The organism is Nocardia glycosmidis (assembly GCF_052545115.1).
The window spans coordinates 183,956-198,053 of record NZ_JBQWRH010000007.1 but is presented as its reverse complement, the minus strand read 5'-3'; the positions used below and the strand labels follow the sequence as shown (position 1 = coordinate 198,053).

Here is a 14,098-nt window from a genome sequence, read left to right as displayed (position 1 = left end):
GCGCGGAATGTGTTCTCGCCCACCGAAGTTTCGCCCACGTTGTTAGGATTCCGGGGCGCCGGCGCACCTGCCCGGCCCCGTTTCGAGGGTCGAATGCGAATGATCGGCGTGCCGGTGCGCCGCGATGGCGCGCTGGGCAGATGGCCGAACCGGCGACACCGTGGCAGTCCTACGACGAAAGCGGTTCGGCCGGAACAAGTTAGGGGTAGACGCGGTGTTCGAACTGACCAGGCGGCGCAGCCGGTGGATCCTGGGGGTGTTCGTCGTGCTCGCGCTGGCGATGGGTACGCTGAGCGCGACGCTGTTCGACAAAGTGCAGGGTGGCGGTTACATCGATCCCGCCAGTGAATCCAGCCGGGCGGCCGCGGTGCTGCGGGATACCTTCGGTGAGGCTACGCCGAATCTCGTACTGCTGGTGCAGACTCCGGGATCGGTGGACGACGACGCCACGGCCACCGCGGCGACCGAGCTGGTCGCTGAGCTGAAGTCGGTGTCCGGCGTCGCGGGTGTCGCTTCGTACTGGACCGAGAAGTCACCCGCGCTGCGCAGTGCCGACGGCGCCAAGGGCTTGATCGTGGCCAGCATCCTCGGCACGGAATCCGAGGTCGATAAACGGGTCGGCGATCTCGCCGAGCGGTTCGGCGGCGGGCACGGCCCGCTGCAGGTGCGTGTCGGCGGCTCCGCGATGCTGCTGCACGAGACGGTGCAGCAGAGCGAGAAAGACGTCGTGCTCGGCGAATCCATCGCCTTCCCGATCACGCTGATCGCGCTGCTGCTGGTCTTCGGTGGCCTGGTCGCGGCCAGCCTGCCACTGGTCGTCGCCATGATCACGGTGATGATCACGATGGGCGCGTTGTGGCTGATCGCGAGCGTCACCGATCTCGCCGCGACCGCGACCAATGTCGCCACGCTGCTCGGACTCGGCCTCGCGATCGACTACAGCCTGCTGATCATCAGTCGTTTTCGCGATGAACTGGTCGCCGGAAAGCAGCCTGCCGCGGCGGTGGTGGCAACCATGCGCTCGGCGGGGCGCACCGTCGCCTTCTCGGCCGGCACCGTCGCGGTCGCGCTGTCGGGCTTGTTGTTCTTCCCACTGCTGGCCGTGCGGTCGATGGGTTACGCCGGCCTGGCCGTCGCGGTGATCGCCGCGACGGTCTCGCTGACCGTACTGCCCGCGATCCTGTTCCTGCTCGGCGCCAAGATCGACAACGGCCGGCTGTGGTGGTTCCTGCGTGCCCCCCGGCCCGCGGCCGGTGAGGGCGCCTGGCATCGCCTGGCCCGATTCGTGATGATGCGGCCGGTGCCCATCGGGCTCGCGGTGACTGCCCTGCTGCTCGTCCTCGGCACGCCGTTCCTGGGCGTGAAACTCGGCTTCCCCGACGAACGTTCGTTGCCGGAGTCGATGAACAACCGCCAGGTCACCGAGATCATCCAGCGCGAGTTCGCGGCCACCGAGCAGCACGGGCTGTTCGCGGTGCTGCCCGAAAGCGCCTACAACGCAGCGGAATTGGACGCCTTCGCGAGAGAACTGTCGGAGCTCGAGAACGTCCGCCGGGTCGACACCGCCACCGGCAGCTACAGCCACGGTGGCCTGCTCGCCCTGCCCACCGCTGCCAACGACCGCTTCCGTGCGCCGAACGCCGCCTACCTCACGGTGACTCCCGACACCGCCGATCCCGGCGTACTGGACCGGATCGCCGCCGCGGTGCGGGCGACGCCCGCTACCTCCCCGGTGCTGGTCGGCGGAGTGGCCGCGGCGAACGCGGATGCGATCGACGCGGTGGTCTCGGCACTGCCGTACGCGCTGGTGTTCGTCGTGCTGATCATGATGGCCGTGCTGTTCCTGCTCACCGGAAGCGTTGTCTTGCCGCTGCTGGCGGTGGTGCTCAGCGTGCTGAGCCTGACCGCGACCTTCGGTGCGCTGGTGTGGATATTCCAGGACGGGCATCTGTCCGGCGTGCTCGGGTTCACCGTCACCGGCGACTTGCCACCGCCGGTTCCGGTCATGCTGTTCGGCGTCGCGTTCGGCCTGGCGATGGACTACCAGGTGTTCCTGCTGGCCCGCATCCGGGAGGAGTACCAGCGCACCAGATCGAACGCGCTGGCGGTCACCTCCGGGCTGGAGCGGATCGGACGGATCGTGACGGCCGCGGCGGTGTTGATCTCGCTGGTGTTCCTCGGCTTCCTCGCCTCCGACATCACATTCATGAAGGCGTTCGGTATCGGCCTGCCGTTGGCCGTGCTGATCGACGCGACCCTGGTGCGCGGATTCCTGCTGCCCGCGGCGATGGAGTTGCTGGGCCACTGGAACTGGTACGCACCGGAAGCACTGCGCAAGCTGCACCGGCGTTTCGGCATCGAGGAGGGAACGGCCGCCGCCGCGGTCGCCGATCGTGCGGATTGGCGCCAGCCCGTCCGGCTCTGATCGGAGTATCGGGTAGGGCCCGGTCGGGCAGCTCGGGGGAGCCCGACCGGGATGGGGCAGCCGCGCAGCGAGGTGGGCTCCCCCGTGCTGACGTGGCCTCCCGGCCCGGGTTCGGCGGTGGGTCAGGCGATCACACCGATGCGGTCGACCACGCGACGGTGGAGAGCTACCTGAGCTACCGGAACGCTGACCCGCTCGGCGTACCGGCGTTTCGGTAGCCGAACGGCGCGATGGGACCGGCGATCTCCGGGTGCAGGTCAGAGCCCGCCGGTCGACAGGAGCCCACCGTCCACCCGAACCGTCTCGCCGGTGATCCACGCGGCCTCATCGGAGACCAGGAAACCGATCAGACCGGCCACGTCCTGCGGGCTGCCCAGCCGCTTCATCGGGTACATACCTGCGGCGCGTTCCTCGTCGGCCGAGTACAGCGCGTCCGCGAACTTCGTCTTGATCACGCCCGGCGCGACCGCGTTGACCCGGATCTTCGGTCCCAGCTGCCAGGCGAGTTCGTCGGTGAGGCGAATCAGCGCGGCCTTGGAAGCCCCGTACGCGGCGATCACGCCGGTCGAGCGGATACCCGCGACACTGGCCACGTTCACCACCGCGCCCCCATGGTCGCGCATCCATGCCCGGTATGCCTGCTGGATGTAGCCGAGCGCCGCCACGACGTTCACGTCGAAGATCTTGCGCACCGCGTCCAGGTCGGCGTCCATCAGCGAGCCGAACACCGGATTGATGCCGGTGTTGTTGATCAGGATGTCCAGCGAACCGAACTCCGTCACCGCGCGCGCGACGGCGGCAGCCCGATCCTGCGCGACGCCGGAGTTACCCGCCAGCGCGACGACCTGCCCCGGATGACCTAGCTCGCGCAGTTCGGCTGCCGCATCCTCCAGCGGATCCTGCTTCCGCGCCGTGATCAGCACGTTCGCGCCGCGGCCGAGCAGTTCCGCCGCCACCGCCTTGCCGATGCCCCGGCTACCCCCGGTGACCAGGGCGCTCTTGCCCAATAGATCGGTACTCATGCAATCGCACGCTAGCGCAGTAGTCCGCGTGCGACGTTACCGCCGTCACATGTGGGCGCCGGGCTGTCGGCGGTCTGCTCGTTCCGGGTTAAAATCGGTGGTTCTTGTGCGCGTCGGGTCGCACAATCGAGCAGCACCCGTCCGGAACCACGATCCGCGAGGAGAATTTTGTGATCACCGCGACCGACCTGGAAGTCCGGGCCGGAGTCCGCACCCTGTTGTCGGCCCCGGGGCCGGCGCTGCGCGTGCAGGCGGGCGACCGGATCGGACTGGTCGGACGTAATGGCGCAGGCAAGACCACCACGCTGCGGATCCTGGCGGGCGAGGGCGAGCCGTACGCGGGAACGATCCTGCGTTCCAGCGAGATCGGTTATCTGCCCCAGGATCCACGCGAAGGCAACCTGGACGTGCTGGCCCGTGACCGAGTGCTGTCCGCGCGCGGTCTGGACACGCTGATCCGCGAGATGGAAAAACAGCAGGCATTGATGGCTGAGCTGGCCGACGATCGGGAGCGCGAGAAGGCGGTCCGCAAGTACGGCAGGCTCGAGGAACGGTTCGCCGCTCTGGGCGGTTACGTCGCCGAGAGCGAGGCGGCGCGGATCTGCCACAGCCTCGGGTTACCCGACCGCGTGCTCGGCCAGGCGCTGCGCACCCTCTCCGGCGGCCAGCGTCGCCGAATCGAATTGGCGCGCATCCTGTTCGCCGCCTCCGATGGCAGCGGCGGGCGATCGGACACCATTCTGCTGCTCGACGAGCCGACCAACCATCTCGACGCCGACTCGATCACCTGGCTGCGCGGTTTCCTGCAGCACCACGACGGTGGCCTGATCGTGATCAGCCATGATGTGGAACTGCTCGCCGACGTGGTGAACAAGGTGTGGTTTCTGGACGCGGTGCGTGGCGAAGCCGACGTCTACAACATGGGGTGGAAGAAGTATCTGGACGCACGTGCCACCGACGAACAGCGCAGGCGCCGCGAACGCGCGAACGCCGAGAAGAAGGCGAGTGCGCTGCGCGCCCAGGCGGCCAAGCTCGGCGCGAAGGCCACCAAAGCGACTGCGGCACAGAACATGGCCAAACGAGCAGATCGCCTCCTGGCGGAACTCGACGATGTCCGCGTCGCCGACAAAGTGGCCCGGATCAAGTTCCCCGAGCCCGCGCCCTGTGGCAAGACACCGTTGATGGCCGAGAACCTGACCAAGGTCTACGGTTCGCTGGAGATCTTCACCGGCGTCGATCTCGCGATCGATCGCGGCAGCCGGGTCGTCGTGCTCGGGCTCAACGGCGCTGGTAAGACCACGTTGTTGCGGCTGCTCGGCGGAGTCGAGCAGCCGACCGCGGGCGGCCTGGTACCCGGCCACGGCCTGAAGATCGGGTACTTCGCGCAGGAGCACGACACCCTGGACGACAACGCCACCGTCTGGGAGAACATCCGCCATGCCGCACCGGACGCGGGTGAACAGGACCTGCGTGGCCTGCTCGGTGCGTTCATGTTCTCCGGTCCGCAACTCGACCAGCCCGCCGGCACGCTGTCGGGCGGTGAGAAGACCCGTCTGGCGCTCGCTGGTCTGGTGTCCTCGGCGGCGAACGTGCTGCTGCTGGACGAGCCCACGAACAACCTCGACCCGGTGTCGCGTGAGCAGGTGCTGGACGCGCTGCGCACGTACGCGGGCGCCGTGGTGCTGGTCACGCACGACCCCGGTGCGGCGGAGGCCCTGGCTCCGGAGCGGGTGATCCTCCTTCCGGACGGAACAGAAGACCACTGGTCGGCCGAATACCTGGAACTTATTCAGCTTGCGTGAGTTTCATCACAGGAACCCGTTGATCGCGGGCGGCTGAGTGCTTAGCCTGGAAAGACGCTGCTCGGCGACTCGGAGGAAGCCATGAGCGACAGGCCCACACAGAGTAAGGCCACCTTGGGTAAGGGCACACGCGTCACCGGGAAGTCACGCGACCGCCTGCAAACCCAGCTGAAAAAGCAATACGAAGCGGGTGCGAGCATCCGGTCACTGGCGCGGTCTACGGGCCGTTCCTATGGCTTCATCCACAACGTGCTGGTGGAGTCGCATGTGCAACTTCGCGGGCGCGGTGGAGCCAACCGCCGGAAGGCCCAGTAGCGTCCCGGTGCCGCGATGAATGCGCACCGTGGGGATCGTCCGCACCGCACAGGACGGTGTCGACGGAAACGACCTCGCGGTGCGTGAGTCGCCGCGGCTGGCGGACGTTGTCGCTTTTCCGGACTCAGTAACCAGCTACGACGCCGTCGCCGTCGACCAGAAGGTTGGCCAGGCTGCGGAAGATCGGCAATCCGGTCTTGATCTCCAGGTAGGCGAACTGCCCCTGCGGATTGACCTCGAGGAAGTAGTACTCGCCGTCGCGGCCCAGCCGGATATCGAGCACGCCGAAAGATAGCCCGAGCGCACCCATCAGAGTGGCCAGAGATTTGCTCACCGCGGCGGGAAGGTGGTCGGGCACGAAGTCGACCGAGGTGTCCAGGCGGGAGTCGACCTTGCCGACGCCGGCCTGGGAGTCGATGCGCACGGTCCATTCGATCCCGTCCACCCACGCGACGCGCAGGTCACAGGTGGCGTCGACATAGTCCTGGAAGGTGGTCGGCGCCGAACGGATGGCGGCGAGCCTGCCGAAGTCGTCGCGGGTGATGATCCTGGTCTCGGCGAACTCACCACGGCTGGTACCGGTGCGTTTGTAAACGACGGGTCCGGACCGGGATTCGACGAAACTGCGCGCTTCGTCCGGATCGTTGGTGATCAGCGTATCCGGTACCGCGAACCCGGCCCGTAGCGCAGTCTCCAGCTGCACGATCTTGCGCCCCGCGGTGCGGTCGGCGCCGGGGTCGTTGACCCAGTAGGCCGGGATGGACCACAGCAAACCCTGGATGAACCCATCGCACTCGGCTTGGCGAAAGTCGTTGTCCGAGGCCCGGACCCCCGCGGGCACCTGCGCGGGGTGCGGGCGGCGCCACCAGACCGACCGGACGTCATCGAGGCCGATCAGGTGCGACAGCGACCGAGCCGTTCCGAGCCGGTCCAGGCGGAAGCTGCCCGATTCGCGGGGAAAGTCGCGTAAATCGAGGTGGATCGGGCTGAGTCCATGGTGCTCTCGTAACGTCGCCGCCATCGCGGTGCCGTGGAGGTCATCGGATTCGGACACGATCAAGACCGAAGCCTTCCGGCGGGCCGCCATGCGCGTGCCGTTCAGTCGAGACTGTCGCAGTTGATGCCGTCGTCGCTGCCGTTGCGCGATTTGGTCTGGCAGTAGGTGAACGTCGCGGCGTTCGCGCCCGCGCACTCGACGAGTTGCAGTCGGTCGGCCCAGATTTCGGTGAGGCGGCGCAGCTGGTCGTCGCCGAGCGCCTCCGACGGAGTCTCCGCGATGGTCATCGGCCGGTCGACCACGTCGATCCGAAGTCGCCGGGTGAAGTCGGCGGTGGCGCCCGCACGGATGTCCACGGACACCGCGCGCCCGTCTTGATCATGCTGCGGCACTGCGGAATCGGCAACGCGGAGAACGTCGGACCGACGGAACGTCCACGTTCCCTCGGCGACGCGCACGCTGATCTCACGGTCCGATTCCGCGACCAACAAGCCCTGCAGCGGAGGAACACGGTCACCCTTCGGCGTCGTCCCGGGAAGGCGGATTGCGTCGCTCATAACCGTGTCTCCGATCTGCTCACCATTTGCCACGACGCCCCAAGCGTGTGAGTGATCATATCGCGGTAGGTGCTCCGAGCGGTTCGGATCGCGATATTTGGGGCCGGTGGCGAACTGAATTCCGAGCTGTAAGCGGGGAGCGCTGAAAGATTTCCAGGAGGCCGAAAATGGTCGGAGCGCAATCGTCGAGCTAACCCTCTCGCCCCGGTTGTCCGCGGGCGGTTCGATGGCCCGGCATCGAGCGGAGCGGTCGAGGCGGCGTCCGCTGAGACTCGCGGCGGGGTGTGCGGTCCGGTAGCGCTCGCCGGGTTCTCCAGTTAATTCGTTGCTTTATAATTCGATGGCAAACTATATGGCGCCGAATAAGATCTCATGCTATGACCGAGCGGAAAACCGACCCTATCGACGCGATCGTGGCGCAGTGGCGGCGCGAACGTCCGGATCTGGACCTCGAGGCCGTGGCCGTGCTCGGCAGGCTGGGCAGGCTGATGGTGCTGGCACAGCGCGAGATCGAGGCGGTATTCGGCGGACACGGCTTGCGGCGCGGTGAGTTCGATGTACTCGCCGCGCTGCGTCGTTCGGGACGGCCCTTCGAGTTGAACCCGTCGGTTCTCGCCGACACGCTCATGCTCTCGCGGGCGGGGATGACCGGGCGGCTGGATCGGCTGGAGGCGGCGGGATTGGTGCGGCGGGTCACGGACGCACAGGACCGTCGAGCGATCCGGGTCGCCCTCACCGAGGCGGGGCGGGAACTCGTCGACACCGTCGTCACCGAACACACCGAGAACGAGACCAGGATGCTGTCCGTGCTGACCGCCGGTGAGCGGCGGGAGTTCGAGCGGATCGCGCGAATTCTGCTGACCAGTATGGAACCAGGGGAGTAGTCGCGGTAGCTCACTCGGACTTCGATCCGCTGAATCTCGCTCTACATGCGGAAACTCGTGGCCGGATGAGGTAACTCGATACTCGCGCCTGCGGTGTCGCGCGGGTTTACCGTGGAATTGTGCCGAAGGTTTCGGCGCGATTGTGCAAGGAGGACACGATGATCGATGTCATCACTCTCCGCGGCACCGGGGAACCGCGGAATTCCGACGGAACGCCCGCCGGCATGCTGCACGACGTCGCCAAGCTACTCGACACCGATAGATTCAGCTGCTTCGAGCCCGATTGGCCCGCTTCGGTGGGGCCGGTACCGGTGGGTCCCGCGCCGAATGTCTGGGGTCCTTCACTGGATACGTCGGTGCGGCTCGGCACGGCGGCGGGCGTGAAAGCCATCCAGGACTCGCCGAATGTTTGCGGATTGCTGAGCTATTCGCTCGGCGGCATCTGCGCGAGCCGGATCTTGGCGGGCGTCCGGTCGGGGAAGTACAAGAACGTCGACGGTACGCCGCTGGAAATCGCGTTCGCGGTGAACATCGCCAACCCGTTACGCCGGGCCGGTGAGTCGGTTGGAAACCTTTGCCCGGCATCGACCTTCGGGCTCCATGGGCAGCGCGGAGCATGGCCTGCCTCGGTCGCGGTCCGCGAGTACGCCAACCCCGGTGACATCATCACCGCCGCCCCCGCGGATTCGCCTTTGCGCATCATCGATGTCGGAATCTCACCGTTCTCCTTCGTCGAGGGTGCTCGCATCGGCAACGTCGCGCCGCTGATCTTCGCGGAGCTACTCGAGATCCTGCGCCGCGACCCCATCGGCAATCTCGACCGCTACAGTGCGGCAGTCCGCGGCGTCATCGGCTATCTCACCCCACCGCCGCACGGTCAGCACGTGCTGTACGCGACGCACAATATGCCGGGCACGAATGTCCCCTGGACCACGCACGCCGCGCAGTACCTCAACACCGCGTACTGAAGACCTCGCCGCCTCTCGGTACCTTTCGGCCGGATCTGCGACGTGCCGACTGATTTCGCACGCATCTGGGTCCCGCCGTGTACGCGCATCGAACTAGCGGGCTGTGGTTGTCAAGAGTTAGCGGCGTTGGATGTTGTTGGTTCAGAGAGCCTCTGACGTTGCGGATACTCGCCAACGAGCTTTCCGACGCCGCCCTCGAGACCGCATCAGTCTCGTCCAGGACCCCCAGCGTCTGGTTCGCCGCCGCCGCTGCTGCCGCACGCTGCACCTGCGCGTAGCTGCGGACAAAGCGCGGGATTGCTGATGCGGCGCCCGCGCGGCCGGAAGTCTGCAACGATGACTGGGTCCGAGCGTCGTAGAGCACGGTCGGAATCTGATCGAGGGCGGGGTCTTGCTGCATCGTGAAGGGCCCTTCGGCATTGGAGTGAGTGCCCCCAGGCTCGGCACCACTCGAGATAACCCGTCCTACTGTTGCTCTCAGCACAACACTGGTGTATTGCTTTATGTCCAAGAGTTGGACTATGACGAAGTAATGTTGTTGTGAAGACAAATATTGACGATGATCCGACACGACGCGTGACAACCTCGACGACGGAGAAGGTGGCACAGTTGCTGCTCGCGTTCGAAGTCGACAGTTCGGGCGGAAGCGTCGATCGCTCGGTGAGCGAACTCGCGCGAATTGTCGGACGCGAGCGAAGCCAGGTCTCGCGTATGCTCCAGTCGCTCAGCCGCGCCCAGGTCGTCGAACAGGATCCTGAAACGCGCCGGTACAGGCTGAGCTGGCGGGTACGGGTGATGGCAGGTGCGGCCGGCGACCAACTGCTTGTTCGCGCTGCAAGGCCGATGTTGCAAGTCCTCGTGGCGCGCACCGATGAGGTGGCTCTGCTGTCGGTCCAAGATGCCAATCGATCGCTGACCGTCCTACGTGAGGAGTCCCAGAACTCCCTGCGCGGCGGGGGCTGGGTGGGCCGGCGATCCCCCATGCACTACAGCGCTTCAGGGCGAGCGCTGATGTTCGACTACGACGGCGAACTGATCGAGGCCCTGACGGCAGACGATATGCGTGCCGGCGGGCGAATCGGACCCAACTCCCCCCGACGCCTCGATGATCTGCTGAAACGGCTGCACGCTGAACGCCGCCAAGGATTCGCGGTCGCCTCGGAGGAGATCGAGGTCGGGCTGACCTCGATCGGCGCACCCGTGCGCAACGCGCAAGGCCACATCGTCGCCGTGGTCAACGTGTCCGGGCCGACTTCCCGGGTACTGCCACACGTCTCCAACATCGCCCGCCTCTTGCTCGCGGCGAGCACCTCCATCACCCGATCGCTCGACAAACGGCATGTGAGCTAGCCGTGATAGTTGCGCAGACCGTTGCCGTCGTCACAGGTCCACCAGGGCCTGGCAGGTGCGCAAGTGCCACACCGGTCGACTCTCGGCCGTCGAATCATCGGTAAGCGGTCCGGCCGGCTCGATCCGATTCGACATTCCCGTCACCACCGAACGCCGGCTCGCAATTTCGACGTGTGACCGACCGTGCGCCCGAACCGACCGTACCGCCACCTCCAAGTTGTTGCTGATGCAACAACCTCGATGATCCGTGGGCGATTCGCGACCCGCTGTCGACCTTGCGGGAACTCGTAACGGATCGATTTCTGAAGGTTTCACAGCCTTAACAGCGTCGAAACCGCCGTGGCTTGCCCTTTGTAGCGACCGGTAACGTCCCTGAATCCGTGTTGCTTTCACTGCAACATTGATGTTTCAGCCGGTCCCGGCCGTCGTAGGTTGACGCTATCGAGAGTGGCGTACGCCACGTTCTGTTAGTAAGGATTCAGATGACTGGCGACCCCTTCAGCACCAGGCAGGCCGCAGCCTCGGCCGAGCAGCCGATGATCGAACTCCGCAACGTTCGCAAACTGTTCGGTGACAACGTGGTCCTGCGCGAGGTCAACCTGGCTGTGAACCGCGGAGACGTGGTTGCGGTCATCGGACCCTCTGGCGGCGGAAAGAGCACCCTGCTGCGCTGCATCAACCTGATGGAGCACCCGACCTCCGGTCAGGTCTTCATCGAAGGCGTCGATATCACCGCGAAGAGCACCGACCTCAACGCTGTGCGACGCAAGGTCGGCATGGTCTTCCAGCAGTACAATCTCTTCCCACACCTGAGCGTCATCGACAATTTGACGCTCGCCTCTCGCAAGTTGCTGAAGAAGCCGCGTTCGGAGGCCGAAGACCACGCCGAAGCTCTGCTGGCTCGCGTCGGCCTGTCCGGCAAGGAACGCAGCATGCCGCACGAGCTCTCCGGTGGTCAGCAGCAGCGCGTTGCGATTGCCCGCTCCTTGATGATGGAGCCCCACGTCATGCTTTTCGACGAGGTGACCTCAGCCCTCGACCCCGAGTTGGTCGGCGAGGTCCTCGACGTCATGCGAGAGCTTGCGGCTACCGGAATGACCATGCTCGCCGTCACCCACGAGATGGGCTTCGCCCGTGAAGTCGGCAATCGTGTGGTCTTCATCGACGGCGGCGAAATCGTCGAAGACGGCGACCCCGAAGTCGTCCTGCGCGACCCGTCCAGCGAACGCGCCCGCCGCTTCCTCCGCAAAGTCCTGGCCTGACCGAGTCGGCGCCACCTCCACAACCCGATGAGTAGGAACGAACCGTGAAATTCACCCGCGCACTCATTCCAGCTGCCGCCTTGGCGCTGCTGATGACGATCACCGCCTGCGGTGGCGCCAATCCTGCGGCAGAAACGTCGAACAAGCCGGTCGATGTCGGCGTTGCCGTTCCGAGCGCCTGGACGGCCCAGGGCCAGATTCGTGTCGGCATCGCCTGTGACTACCCGCCGTTCGGCTACACCGACCTCACCGGCGGTAACGCTGGCTACGACGCCGAGGTTGCGCGCACCCTCGCTGCATATGCCTTCGGCAATGACTCCAAAGTCAGCTTCACCTGCGTCACGCCCCAGAACCGAATCCCATACCTGTCCACCAACAAGATCGACCTCATCATCTCGACACTGGGCTACACCCAGGAACGGGCCAAGACGATCGACTACTCGACCGCCTACTTCACCAGTGGCGCCAAGCTCCTGGTTGCCAACGGCTCGAACCTCGACGGATGGCAGAGCCTGCACGGCAAGACGATCATCACGAAGACCGGCACCACGTCGAGTACCTTCCTCACCAACTGCTACGCCGACTCGCAGCAGCTGCGCCTCGACTCCACCAGCGACGCCGTCGCGGCACTGAAGGCGGGCCGCGGAGTGGCGTTCGCCGAAGACAGCACGCTGCTGCTCGGACTTGCCCTCAACGACAAGAGCCTCAAGGTCGTCGGCCAGGACGAGGCCCAGACCCCCTGGGGTCTCGGTATCCGACAGGGCGACACCGAAACCAAGAAGTGGGTCGACGCCGCGCTCGCCGACATGCAGATGAAGGACACCTTCTGGACCATCTTCAACAAGGCCGTCCAGAACAAGGAAGCGGCCGCCACCTTCGCCGGGAACATGCCGCGCCCTGGCGCGAGCATCGCCTATACCGACGAGAACACGCTCGCGGACTGCTCGAAATGACCATGCCACTCGCCATCGGTGACTTCGCTGCGATCAAGTACGCGCATGCACTCGGGTCAGGCCTGATGATGACGCTTGCGATCAGCGCAATCGGTATCGCCGGTTCGCTGGTCGTGGGCCTGGCGGGCGCCACTGCGGATCAACTCCGCGTGCCTGTGGTCCGCCAGGTAGTTCGCATCTACGTCGAGATCATCCGCAACACGCCCCTGCTGGTGCAGGTCTTCTTCCTGTTCTTTGTGGGGCCGGCGCTGGGACTCACCCTCAGCGCCTTCGCGGTCGGGTGTATCTCGCTGGTCCTGTGGGGCGGTGCCTACAACACCGAGAACTTCAGGGCCGGGCTCACCGCCGTCAGCACGCGCTACCTGGAGGGCGCGCGAGCCCTGGGGTTCTCCAAGAGCAAGGCGTTCGTCAACGTCACCATTCCGATCGGCGTGCGCCTCGCCCTGCCGGGTGTGACCAACACGTTGATCTCGGTGCTCAAGAACTCGGCGCTCATGTTGGGCATCGGACTTGCCGAGCTCACGTTCACGGTTCAGCGCCTGTCCGCCGAGACCTTCAGGACGGTGGAGCTGTTCGTTGTCATGGCGATCATCTATCTCGTGCTGGTGCTGTTGCTCAGCTCCTTGATGCACCTGATCAGCCGCCGATACGCATTGGGAGCAGGTGTGTGATGGACCACCTCGACTGGGTTGGACCGACCCTCGATCTCGTCGGAAAAGGCGCCGTTCAGACGCTCTGGGTTGCGCTGGTGTCCGTTTTGACCTCAGTTGGCCTCGGCCTTGTGCTGGGTGTGCTGCTCTGCCTGCCGGCCGGCGCAGCGTCCGCGGCGGTCCGGGCGGTTCTGACTGTCTACCTCCACCTCTTCCGCGGACTGCCACTGCTGGCGACACTGTTCATCGTCTTTTTCGTGGTGCCGTCCACCGGCGTGCAACTCGCGTCAACAGGTGCGGCAATAGTGGGACTGACCCTCTGGGGCAGCGCCAATGTCATGGAGGTTGTGCGGGGCGCGATCCGCTCGATCCCGAAGGCTCAGTTCGAAGCTTCGAAGGCCCTGGGCTTCGGATGGGTTCCAACGATGCGGATGGTGATCCTGCCGCAGGCCCGCACGCGGATGATTCCGCCCATCGTGAACCTGACAGTGGACCTCATCCAGGCAACGACCCTGGCTTCCCTGATCGGCGTGGTCGACGTACTCCAGCGCTCCCGACAGGCCGTCGAGTTCTACCAACTCTCGGCCGGCGACGGACATGCCACCCCGATCTTCGCCGGAGTTCTGCTGTTCTTCTTCGTCATCTGCTACCCGCTGACTCGGCTCGCCGGCCGACTGGAGCGCAGTGGCGCCAACCTGCAACCTCGCACCGCTCGGCGTCCACAACGTGCCGTCGAAGTTGCGGGAGCCTGATTTGCCCCTGAGTTGTCTCAGGTCATCTCCGGGCTCCGGCGCTGAAGAGCGACTCCGGGGCGAGGTGAGCGAAAAGCGTTTCGCCTACGGTCGTGAGCTGGTCGCGTGCCTCGCCTGTGAGGGGGCCGAGGACGCGGTCGCGCACGCAGCGTGCGTAGACG

13 protein-coding genes are annotated in these 14,098 nt (G+C 65.7%); 10 read left to right on the top strand and 3 right to left on the bottom strand.

What is annotated here, in order from left to right; all coding sequences use genetic code 11:
- Positions 1–214 precede the first annotated feature (214 nt).
- On the top strand, positions 215–2,425 hold the full coding sequence (locus tag ACT86A_RS11525) for an MMPL family transporter (RefSeq protein WP_445092050.1): 2,211 nt from the start codon (positions 215–217) through the stop codon (positions 2,423–2,425).
- Positions 2,426–2,682: 257 nt separating this feature from the next.
- Here ACT86A_RS11525 and ACT86A_RS11520 read toward each other — a convergent pair whose 3' ends face one another.
- Positions 2,683–3,447: an SDR family oxidoreductase gene (locus tag ACT86A_RS11520; protein WP_445092049.1), complete on the bottom strand. Its 765-nt coding sequence runs from the start codon at positions 3,445–3,447 to the stop codon at positions 2,683–2,685.
- Between the two features lie 170 nt (positions 3,448–3,617).
- Between ACT86A_RS11520 and ACT86A_RS11515 the strand changes: the two genes are divergently transcribed.
- A complete protein-coding gene (locus ACT86A_RS11515; RefSeq protein ID WP_445092048.1) occupies positions 3,618–5,249 on the top strand; it encodes an ABC-F family ATP-binding cassette domain-containing protein in 1,632 nt (543 codons plus the stop codon).
- A gap of 81 nt (positions 5,250–5,330) precedes the next feature.
- The gene (locus ACT86A_RS11510) at positions 5,331–5,564 is read left to right on the top strand and encodes a helix-turn-helix domain-containing protein (protein ID WP_445092047.1); all 234 of its coding nucleotides are present in this window, start codon (positions 5,331–5,333) and stop codon (positions 5,562–5,564) included.
- A 124-nt stretch (positions 5,565–5,688) separates the two neighbouring features.
- Here the strand turns inward: ACT86A_RS11510 and ACT86A_RS11505 are convergent, their stop codons facing one another.
- Together ACT86A_RS11505 and ACT86A_RS11500 are read right to left on the bottom strand one after the other, a co-directional pair.
- Positions 5,689–6,618, bottom strand: coding sequence for an MvdC/MvdD family ATP grasp protein (locus ACT86A_RS11505; RefSeq protein ID WP_445092142.1), 930 nt, complete (start codon positions 6,616–6,618; stop codon positions 5,689–5,691).
- Between the two features lie 44 nt (positions 6,619–6,662).
- Positions 6,663–7,118, bottom strand: coding sequence for a hypothetical protein (locus ACT86A_RS11500; RefSeq protein ID WP_445092046.1), 456 nt, complete (start codon positions 7,116–7,118; stop codon positions 6,663–6,665).
- Positions 7,119–7,495: 377 nt separating this feature from the next.
- Between ACT86A_RS11500 and ACT86A_RS11495 the strand changes: the two genes are divergently transcribed.
- The 7 genes from ACT86A_RS11495 (at position 7,496) to ACT86A_RS11465 (ending at position 13,937) form a co-directional block, all read left to right on the top strand.
- A complete protein-coding gene (locus ACT86A_RS11495; RefSeq protein ID WP_445092045.1) occupies positions 7,496–8,002 on the top strand; it encodes a MarR family winged helix-turn-helix transcriptional regulator in 507 nt (168 codons plus the stop codon).
- A gap of 158 nt (positions 8,003–8,160) precedes the next feature.
- Positions 8,161–8,970, top strand: coding sequence for a hypothetical protein (locus ACT86A_RS11490; protein ID WP_445092044.1), 810 nt, complete (start codon positions 8,161–8,163; stop codon positions 8,968–8,970).
- 576 nt (positions 8,971–9,546) lie between these two features.
- Positions 9,547–10,320, top strand: coding sequence for an IclR family transcriptional regulator (locus tag ACT86A_RS11485; protein ID WP_445092043.1), 774 nt, complete (start codon positions 9,547–9,549; stop codon positions 10,318–10,320).
- 482 nt (positions 10,321–10,802) lie between these two features.
- Positions 10,803–11,582, top strand: a complete 780-nt coding sequence (locus tag ACT86A_RS11480; protein WP_445092042.1) for an amino acid ABC transporter ATP-binding protein — start codon at positions 10,803–10,805, stop codon at positions 11,580–11,582.
- Positions 11,583–11,674: 92 nt separating this feature from the next.
- Positions 11,675–12,535, top strand: coding sequence for a transporter substrate-binding domain-containing protein (locus tag ACT86A_RS11475; RefSeq protein WP_445092041.1), 861 nt, complete (start codon positions 11,675–11,677; stop codon positions 12,533–12,535).
- On the top strand, positions 12,532–13,206 hold the full coding sequence (locus tag ACT86A_RS11470) for an amino acid ABC transporter permease (RefSeq protein ID WP_445092040.1): 675 nt from the start codon (positions 12,532–12,534) through the stop codon (positions 13,204–13,206). The genes ACT86A_RS11475 and ACT86A_RS11470 overlap by 4 nt, the downstream gene beginning before the upstream one ends.
- Positions 13,206–13,937, top strand: coding sequence for an amino acid ABC transporter permease (locus tag ACT86A_RS11465; protein ID WP_445092039.1), 732 nt, complete (start codon positions 13,206–13,208; stop codon positions 13,935–13,937). The genes ACT86A_RS11470 and ACT86A_RS11465 overlap by 1 nt, the downstream gene beginning before the upstream one ends.
- Positions 13,938–14,098: the final 161 nt, after the last annotated feature.

Excerpts from the sequence above, each read along its gene's own strand:
- ACT86A_RS11495 (WP_445092045.1), top strand. The coding sequence starts at position 7,496 with ATGACCGAGCGGAAAACCGACCCTATCGACGCGATCGTGGCGCAGTGG.
- ACT86A_RS11520 (WP_445092049.1), bottom strand. The coding sequence starts at position 3,447 with ATGAGTACCGATCTATTGGGCAAGAGCGCCCTGGTCACCGGGGGTAGC.
- ACT86A_RS11465 (WP_445092039.1), top strand. The coding sequence starts at position 13,206 with ATGGACCACCTCGACTGGGTTGGACCGACCCTCGATCTCGTCGGAAAA.
- ACT86A_RS11490 (WP_445092044.1), top strand. The coding sequence starts at position 8,161 with ATGATCGATGTCATCACTCTCCGCGGCACCGGGGAACCGCGGAATTCC.
- ACT86A_RS11510 (WP_445092047.1), top strand. The coding sequence starts at position 5,331 with ATGAGCGACAGGCCCACACAGAGTAAGGCCACCTTGGGTAAGGGCACA.
- ACT86A_RS11475 (WP_445092041.1), top strand. The coding sequence starts at position 11,675 with ATGACGATCACCGCCTGCGGTGGCGCCAATCCTGCGGCAGAAACGTCG.
- ACT86A_RS11470 (WP_445092040.1), top strand. The coding sequence starts at position 12,532 with ATGACCATGCCACTCGCCATCGGTGACTTCGCTGCGATCAAGTACGCG.
- ACT86A_RS11480 (WP_445092042.1), top strand. The coding sequence starts at position 10,803 with ATGACTGGCGACCCCTTCAGCACCAGGCAGGCCGCAGCCTCGGCCGAG.
- ACT86A_RS11500 (WP_445092046.1), bottom strand. The coding sequence starts at position 7,118 with ATGAGCGACGCAATCCGCCTTCCCGGGACGACGCCGAAGGGTGACCGT.